The following is a 5,492-nucleotide window of genomic DNA, read 5'->3' as shown; positions in this document are numbered from 1 at the left end:
CTTGGCAAAAGGCCGGATTTACGAGCGGGAGATCGTCGGCGAATGAACGAGAAAGCGCGCCGCCGAGGCGACGCGCGATCTACAACACCTTTGGTAAGGGGCTTGCTCCTCGCGGGGCGCCCTTTTTCTTGTGCCAGGGTTTGTCGGTGGCCCGCCTCTAGGGGCCGGGCGGCAGGCCGGTCAGCCGGTCGATGTCATGCTGGTGTGTCGTCAGGGCCCGGGCGAGGGCGTCCCGCGCGGCCGTCAGCTCCACCTCCGAGGCCCGCCGTCCGACCGGCAGCTCCCAGCGTTGAAAGCCGTAGCTGCCGCGGGTGAAGGGCAGGGGCAGCAGCAGCCTGTCCCAGCTGTCGGCCCGCCTCTGACGCTTCGTGGCATAGGCGAAGAGGAACAGCGGAACGCCCGTGGTTCGCGCCCAGTCCAGCGGGGCCGCCTTCATCTCCAGCGCCGGGCCCAGCGGGCCGTCCGCCGTCAGCCCGAGGCTCGACCCCGTGCGCAGGGCCCGCAGCACCGACCGCGATGCGCCGCGATTCGACGCGCCGTCGGTCATCGCCACCGGACCAAGGCCCAGCCGCGACTGCACCACCGCCGCCACCCGCCCGACGACGGAGGATTCGCGCAGCGAGACGACGCGGCGCACATGGCGCGGCACGTGGTACTGGCCAAGCATCAGCCTGGAATGCCACATGACCACGATCACCGGCCCCTGCGCGGTCGCCGCCTTCAGGTCGTCGAGGCCCTGCGCCTGCCACCGCGTGGTCACGGCGCAGAACCGCAGGTATCCGGCGACGAGGCGCCCGAGCGCCCCCGCGAGAAGCGTCGATTTCTCCAGCCGTTTGCGCAGCGTCCGTGCCATGTCCCCTCCGTCGGTCCGGTGCCAAGGACCGTATTCCGGACCGGGCCGCAAGGGCAGCCGTGCGCGGACCGGCAACGCAGCCTCTTGCGTGGCCCTTCGCAACGCGCTATCCGGCAACCCGGCCATAGGGGTATAGCTCAGTTGGTAGAGCATCGGTCTCCAAAACCGAGGGTCGTGGGTTCGAGTCCCCCTGCCCCTGCCAGGCCCGACCCGACCAGCAAGATCACCGGGGAATCGGACCGTCCGGACGGATGGCCCGAACGGGTGGTCCTGCATGTCGGGGCGCACAAGACCGCCACCACCCATTTCCAGCAGGCGCTGCGCCGTGGCCGCCGCGGGTTCGAGAGGGCAGGGGCGACGCTCTATACACCGCTGGAATTGCGTCACGGGCCGAAGCTGCCCGAGCGGCTGGGGATTTCCTACAAACTGCGCAAGCTGCGCGACAGCTGGTCGCCCGGGCTTTTGTCGGAGATGGCCGAGGGGCGGCCCCGGCTGGTGATCAGCGAAGAAAACGTCATGGGTCAGATGTCAGGCGCCTCAGGTCAGCACGCGGCCTCTCTCTATCCCGAGGCGGAGGCGCGGGTGGCGACGCTGGCGATGGGCGTGGCCCCGCTTCCGCTGACCCTGTTCCTGACGATCCGGGAGCCGGCGAGCTATCTGGTCTCGGCCTATTCGCAATCGCTGCTGGGCGGGTTCGGCAAGGGGTTCGAGCGGTTCGTCGCGCGCATCCCGCCGCATGCGGTCGACTGGTGCGATCTGGTCCGGCGGCTTTTGACCGTGCCGCGCGTGGGCGAGGTCGTCGTCTGGCGCAAGGAGGATTACCCCGAGGTCGCGTTCCAAGCCGCCGACGGTCTGGCCGGGGCGCGAATCGCGCGGCCGTTCTGGTTTTCGCACAAGCCGCTGCACGAGGGCCTGTCGGCCCCGGCGGCCGCCGCCGCGCTGGAGGCGCCCGTGGGCAAGGCGCGGGCCACCGCCGCCGAAGCCGCGCGAAAGCGGTTTCCGATCAGCGCCGGGCACCCCCGGCTGCGGCCCTTCGACGGCGAGCTGGAGGCGCTGGCCGCGGAGTATTACGCGGCACAATGGCAGCGGCTGGCCGCGATGCCGCGTGTGCGGCTGATCCGGCCATGATGCATTGGGGTTGAAACAGCCGCGCAGGCGACGTATCTGACGGCCGTTGCAGGAGAGGATGCCCGATGGCCCGTGCCAACCCAGCCCAGTTCGTCAGTCAGGTCCGCGCCGAAGTTGCCAAGGTTGTCTGGCCAACGCGGCGCGAGGTCACGCTGACCACCATCATGGTGTTCCTGCTTGCCGCCGTCACGGCGGTCTTCTTCTTCCTTGTCGATCTCGCGATACGGTCCGGCCTTCAGGGTGTGCTGAATATCTTCGGGTCCTGAAACCTCGCCCGAGACTTTCGCGGTTTCGCCACGTTCTTGCCGAATTCCGACTGTGAAATGACCCCATATCCTACAGAGGGACCGGGTTATGAACTTGCTTGTGTTGTTGTTGAGATTGCCGTGGTGGAGCTATTTCGGGCTCGCCGCCCTCGTGGTGTGGGCAGGATCGAACCTTCAGGACCACGGCCGCGCCGACGCCGCGCTGGCCGAGGCGGCGCTGGCTTCCCCGCCGCCCACTCCCACCAACATGAGCGCCGGCACCATCGCCGTCCCGCGTGAGCTGAACGAGGTGGCACTTCGTGCCCAGATCGTCGTCGACCAGAACACCGAGCTGGTGACCCGGACCAACGGCATCCCCACCGCCCGGCGCGCGATGTTCGTTCTGGTGGCGCCGGAGGCGGTCAGAATGCCGGACCGGGCCCGCGGCTTCTTCGTCGTGCCATGGAACCAGCGGCAAGAGACGCTCGACTGGATGACCGAGCGCATGGTCGGCATGGGTGCGCTCGGGCCGATCGTCAAGCTGGAGGGGCTGCTCGATACCTCCAGCGCCGGTATCAGCCATGTCCGCGACGTCATGAGCGAGCGTGGCCACCCGGTGGCCAGCAATCCGTTCTTCCTTGAGCCGTTCCTCGACGGGCGGGAGGCAGGGCTCGCGCAGGCCCAGCGGCAAAGTGCGAGTGCCGGCGCCATGTCTTGGGTCTTTGCCGGGCTGATCGCGCTCTTCGGGATCATCAAGCGGGTGTTCACCGTGCTGATGCGCCGGGAAGAGGGTCGGGGGGATCCGGGCCTCGCCACGGCCGCCGGGCCGATCCACGCGGCCCCGCAGCAGGCGCCGGTCATGTCGCAGAACATCGCGCCGGGCAGCCCGATCGACCGCATCCGCGCCCGCCAGGCCGGGTACGCCGCCGGGTCCGGTGCGCAGGCGCCCGGCGGGTCTGGCATGTCGCGCCACGCGCCCCAGACCCGGTCCGAGCCGGACGATCCGTTCTCCTCCGGGCCGATCGCCAGCGGCGGGCGGCTCTGGCACCGGCCGCGCCGCACGACGACCAATTGACGGTGGACGTCCGGGGGCGGGGCCGCACGGTCCCGCCCTTAGCTCTTGCAACCCAAGGGTCGGAGCGTTAGACGCAGCCCACTCTCCCCAAAAGGCGCGCCGCGAATCGAGTTGCGCGCCGCTTTTCGTTTATGGCGACGGGCTTTGGGGCAGGGGTGAATGCGACGGATCTGAGGTGTCAAGGCAGCATGGCGAAACGGTGGTACTCGGTAAGCGTTCTCTCGAATTTTGAGAAGAAGATCGCTGAACAGATCAGGACGTCCGTGGCCGAACAGGGCCTCGAGGATCAGATCGACGAAGTTCTGGTGCCGACCGAAGAGGTCATCGAGGTGCGCCGGGGCAAGAAGGTGTCGACCGAGCGTCGGTTCATGCCGGGCTACGTGCTGGTGCACATGGAAATGTCGGACGAGGGCTATCACCTGATCAACGGCATCAACCGGGTGACCGGTTTTCTGGGCCCGCAGGGCCGTCCGATGCCGATGCGCGACGCCGAGGTGCAGGCGATCCTGGGCCGCGTGGCCGAGGGCGAAGAAGCCCCGCGCACGCTGATCCACTTCGAGATCGGCGAGAAGGTCAAGGTCAACGACGGGCCGTTCGAGGATTTCGACGGCATGGTCGAAGAGGTCGACGAGGACAACCAGCGCTTGAAGGTGACGGTCTCGATCTTCGGCCGGGCAACCCCGGTCGAACTGGAATTCACCCAGGTTTCCAAGCAATAGGAAGCCTTGGCGATGGCGGCACCCTCCCGGTGCCGTGACGCGGGCCGCACGGTCCGTTCATTCGTGGGAGGCGAGGGGGCCGCGGCCGCCGGACCGGACCACGCGGAAATGTCCCGAAGGATCGCGATCCGGGGGACGGGCGTTGGATGCGCGGGACGCGCATCACACGCGATGAAAAAGAAGGAGTGGCCACATGGCCAAGAAAGTCGTCGGGCAGCTCAAGCTGCAAGTCAAGGCCGGTCAGGCCAACCCCTCGCCGCCGGTGGGCCCCGCCCTCGGTCAGCGCGGGATCAACATCATGGAATTCTGCAAGGCCTTCAACGCGAAGACCCAGGAGATGGAGCCGGGCGCCCCGTGCCCGACCGTGATCACCTACTACCAGGACAAGTCCTTCACGATGGACATCAAGACGCCGCCCGCGACGTTCTATCTGAAGAAGGCCGCCAAGCTGAAGTCGGGGTCCAAGACCCCCGGCAAGGCCACCGCCGGCACCGTCACTGTCGCCCAGGTCAAGGAAATCGCCGAGGCGAAGATGGCCGACCTCAACGCGAATGACGTCGAGGGCGCCATGCAAATCATTCTCGGGAGCGCACGCTCCATGGGCATCGAGGTAAAGTAAGATGGCCAAATTTGGAAAACGCACCCGCGCCGCCCGTGAAGCCGTTGCCGGCAAGGAGAACCTGAGCGTCTCCGAGGCCGTGGCTCTCGTGAAAGGCAATGCCGTCGCGAAGTTCGACGAGACCATCGAGATCGCGCTGAACCTGGGCGTCGACCCGCGTCACGCCGACCAGATGGTCCGTGGCAAGGTCTCGCTGCCCAACGGCACCGGCAAGGAGGTCCGCGTGGCCGTCTTCGCGCGTGGCGACAAGGCCGACGAAGCGACCGCCGCCGGCGCCGATATCGTCGGCGCCGAGGACCTGATGCAGGATATCCAGGCCGGCAACATCAACTTCGACCGTTGCATCGCGACGCCGGACATGATGCCGATCGTCGGTCGTCTGGGCAAGATCCTCGGGCCGCGGAACCTGATGCCGAACCCGAAGATCGGCACCGTGACCATGGACGTCAAGGAGGCCGTCGAGGCCGCCAAGGGCGGCGAGGTCCAGTTCAAGGCCGAGAAGGCCGGGGTTGTGCACGCCGGGATCGGCAAGGCGTCCTTCGATGCCGCCAAGCTGGAGGCAAACCTGCTCGCCTTCGTCGACGCCGTGCAGAAGGCCCGGCCCACCGGCGGGAAGGGGACCTACATGAAGAAGGTCTCGCTCAGCTCCTCCATGGGTCCGGGCGTCAGCCTCGATATCGCGTCGGCGACCGGCAACTGAGCCACGGACGGACACAGGACAGAGCGAAGGGCGCCCCAAGGGACCAGCCCCTTGCGCTGAATGTTGAAGCTTGCGACCGCATGGTCGCGAGCTTCTTTCGTTTCTGGTCGTTCAACCAATATGCTCACCGAGAGTGTGGCACGAGGCGCGTGC

General features: G+C 67.5%; 7 protein-coding genes and 1 tRNA gene. 7 read left to right on the top strand and 1 reads right to left on the bottom strand.

What is annotated here, in order from left to right; translation table 11 throughout:
* Window positions 1–157: 157 nt before the first annotated feature.
* Complete coding sequence (locus ROA7023_RS22835) at window positions 158–853, bottom strand: lysophospholipid acyltransferase family protein (RefSeq protein WP_085881263.1); 696 nt, start codon at window positions 851–853, stop codon at window positions 158–160.
* Between the two features lie 126 nt (window positions 854–979).
* Between ROA7023_RS22835 and ROA7023_RS22830 the strand changes: the two genes are divergently transcribed.
* From ROA7023_RS22830 to rplA, 7 genes are all read left to right on the top strand, one after another.
* Window positions 980–1,055: transfer RNA gene (locus tag ROA7023_RS22830), tRNA-Trp, on the top strand.
* 62 nt (window positions 1,056–1,117) lie between these two features.
* A complete protein-coding gene (locus tag ROA7023_RS22825; RefSeq protein ID WP_085881262.1) occupies window positions 1,118–1,981 on the top strand; it encodes a hypothetical protein in 864 nt (287 codons plus the stop codon).
* 65 nt (window positions 1,982–2,046) lie between these two features.
* Window positions 2,047–2,247: a preprotein translocase subunit SecE gene (gene secE, locus ROA7023_RS22820; RefSeq protein ID WP_085881261.1), complete on the top strand. Its 201-nt coding sequence runs from the start codon at window positions 2,047–2,049 to the stop codon at window positions 2,245–2,247.
* Between the two features lie 88 nt (window positions 2,248–2,335).
* Entirely contained in the window at window positions 2,336–3,301 is a 966-nt protein-coding gene (locus tag ROA7023_RS22815) for a hypothetical protein (RefSeq protein WP_085881260.1), read from the top strand.
* A gap of 188 nt (window positions 3,302–3,489) precedes the next feature.
* Window positions 3,490–4,020, top strand: coding sequence for a transcription termination/antitermination protein NusG (nusG, locus tag ROA7023_RS22810; protein ID WP_085881259.1), 531 nt, complete (start codon window positions 3,490–3,492; stop codon window positions 4,018–4,020).
* A gap of 193 nt (window positions 4,021–4,213) precedes the next feature.
* The gene (rplK, locus tag ROA7023_RS22805) at window positions 4,214–4,639 is read left to right on the top strand and encodes a 50S ribosomal protein L11 (protein WP_085881258.1); all 426 of its coding nucleotides are present in this window, start codon (window positions 4,214–4,216) and stop codon (window positions 4,637–4,639) included.
* 1 nt (window position 4,640) lies between these two features.
* Window positions 4,641–5,339 carry a 50S ribosomal protein L1 gene (gene rplA, locus ROA7023_RS22800; protein WP_085881257.1) on the top strand — a complete coding sequence of 233 codons (699 nt, stop codon included), beginning with the start codon at window positions 4,641–4,643 and terminating at the stop codon, window positions 5,337–5,339.
* Window positions 5,340–5,492: the final 153 nt, after the last annotated feature.

The sequence above is a fragment of the Roseisalinus antarcticus genome, assembly GCF_900172355.1.
In the GTDB taxonomy this organism is placed as follows: domain Bacteria; phylum Pseudomonadota; class Alphaproteobacteria; order Rhodobacterales; family Rhodobacteraceae; genus Oceanicola; species Oceanicola antarcticus_A.
The sequence above is the reverse complement of the archived record's forward strand: the minus strand, read 5'-3'. Positions and strand labels throughout refer to the sequence as shown.

Coding starts and splice junctions, on each gene's coding strand:
- ROA7023_RS22835 (WP_085881263.1), bottom strand. CDS start 853: ATGGCACGGACGCTGCGCAAACGGCTGGAGAAATCGACGCTTCTCGCG.
- secE (WP_085881261.1), top strand. CDS start 2,047: ATGGCCCGTGCCAACCCAGCCCAGTTCGTCAGTCAGGTCCGCGCCGAA.
- ROA7023_RS22815 (WP_085881260.1), top strand. CDS start 2,336: ATGAACTTGCTTGTGTTGTTGTTGAGATTGCCGTGGTGGAGCTATTTC.
- nusG (WP_085881259.1), top strand. CDS start 3,490: ATGGCGAAACGGTGGTACTCGGTAAGCGTTCTCTCGAATTTTGAGAAG.
- rplK (WP_085881258.1), top strand. CDS start 4,214: ATGGCCAAGAAAGTCGTCGGGCAGCTCAAGCTGCAAGTCAAGGCCGGT.
- rplA (WP_085881257.1), top strand. CDS start 4,641: ATGGCCAAATTTGGAAAACGCACCCGCGCCGCCCGTGAAGCCGTTGCC.